The organism is Candidatus Pelagibacter communis (assembly GCF_001180205.1).
Classification (GTDB): domain Bacteria; phylum Pseudomonadota; class Alphaproteobacteria; order Pelagibacterales; family Pelagibacteraceae; genus Pelagibacter; species Pelagibacter ubique_O.
Genome location: NZ_CVSU01000037.1, coordinates 1 through 503, shown reverse-complemented (window position 1 = coordinate 503; position 503 = coordinate 1). Strand labels below are relative to the sequence as shown.

1 protein-coding gene is annotated in these 503 nt (G+C 23.1%); it reads left to right on the top strand.

What is annotated here, in order from left to right:
• Positions 1 to 50: 50 nt before the first annotated feature.
• Positions 51 to 503: hypothetical protein (locus AMO08_RS01695; protein ID WP_218836559.1), on the top strand; the 453-nt coding region annotated here is incomplete at its 3' end.

The following is a 503-nucleotide window of genomic DNA, read 5'->3' as shown; positions in this document are numbered from 1 at the left end:
TTGATTACATGGAAAAGAACAGATCCTGGAGACCTACTTCAAATATATACATGTACAATACTTTTAAAAATCACATTAAAATTAATAAAAGTCAAAACTTAGGTAAAAATTATGAAATTATTATTGAACCTCACAAGGGCAAGTGGATACCTACATTAGCTAATTCTAAACTTAAAACTATTGATTATAAGATTGAGGAAAATTTATTTAATCAAACTTTCACAATTAAAAATTTAATTGATAGAAAGAAAAAAATAGAGTTTTTAAGGTATAAAAATAATCAAGAGATTAATGATAGATTAAAAGATTATTATAAGCTATTACCAAACACAATTTCTAAAGATTTGAAAGATTGGGCGACTAAAAATAAAAAAAATAAATCAGATAAAGAATATTTAGATACTATTACTAAAACTTTTGCTGATGGAACCTACTTTTATAACCTAAGTCCTAAAAATTTATCTCAAAATAATTATGCTGACTTTTTTTTTAACAGTAAAGAG